1 protein-coding gene is annotated in these 881 nt (G+C 47.4%); it reads left to right on the forward strand.

Going from position 1 to position 881, the window contains the following annotated elements; translation table 11 throughout:
- Nucleotides 1-827, forward strand: an 827-nt coding sequence (locus LD39_RS20860) for an amidohydrolase family protein (RefSeq protein WP_035553364.1), incomplete at its 5' end; no start/stop codon positions are given.
- Nucleotides 828-881: the final 54 nt, after the last annotated feature.

Genomic DNA, 881 nt, shown 5'->3' on the forward strand with positions numbered 1-881 from the left:
TGCAGGCTGGAATTACCACAGCTCAAGTGTTGCCGGGCAGCGCGAATGTAATTGGCGGACTGACTACAGTTGTGAAAGCAAAGCCTGATTCCGTCGTTGAAGATATGATTGTCAAAGAAGAAGCAGGGTTGAAGATGGCTCTAGGAGAGAACCCGAAGAAGTTCCATGGTCAGCAAGGACGAGCTCCCGTTACGAGGATGGGTGTAGCCGCACTTATTCGTGAAAGCTTTGTTAAGGCGGCTCATTATTTGGAATCCGCTCAGCCTCGTGATTTGAGACTAGAAGCGATCGGAAAAGTACTAGAGCGAAAGCTCCCGCTTTGTGTGCATGCGCACCGGGCTGACGATATTATGACAGCCATCCGGATTGCAAATGAATTTGAGATTGATCTCCATGTCGAACATGTCACCGAAGGGCATAAAATTGCCCATCACCTTGAAAAATATAAAGAGCGCTATAAATTTTCGATAGGTCCAACGCTCTCCAGTCGTAAAAAAGTCGAGCTTGGCAATATCTCATGGGAAACTTATTCGAAGCTAGATCAACAAGGGATTCCTTTTGCCATCATTACCGATCATCCTGTCATTCCTATCGGTCAGCTTCAAACGTCGGCACAGCTTGCTGTGAAGGCTGGTCTTGATGAGAATGTCGCATTAGAGGGTGTCACTATTCGGGCGGCCGAAGTGCTGGGGTTGGAAGACCGGCTGGGAAGTATTGAAGTAGGCAAAGACGCTGATCTAGTGCTCTGGGACAAGCATCCAATAAAAGAATCCGGACGAGCGGTGATGACGTTCGTGGATGGCGAGGTTGTCTATAACGAAGAATAGCTAGAACAGATTATTACTATCTAAAGAGGCTGGGACAAAACTGAATGAAACGCA

This window comes from Halobacillus sp. BBL2006, from assembly GCF_000786645.1.
In the GTDB taxonomy this organism is placed as follows: domain Bacteria; phylum Bacillota; class Bacilli; order Bacillales; family Halobacillaceae; genus Halobacillus.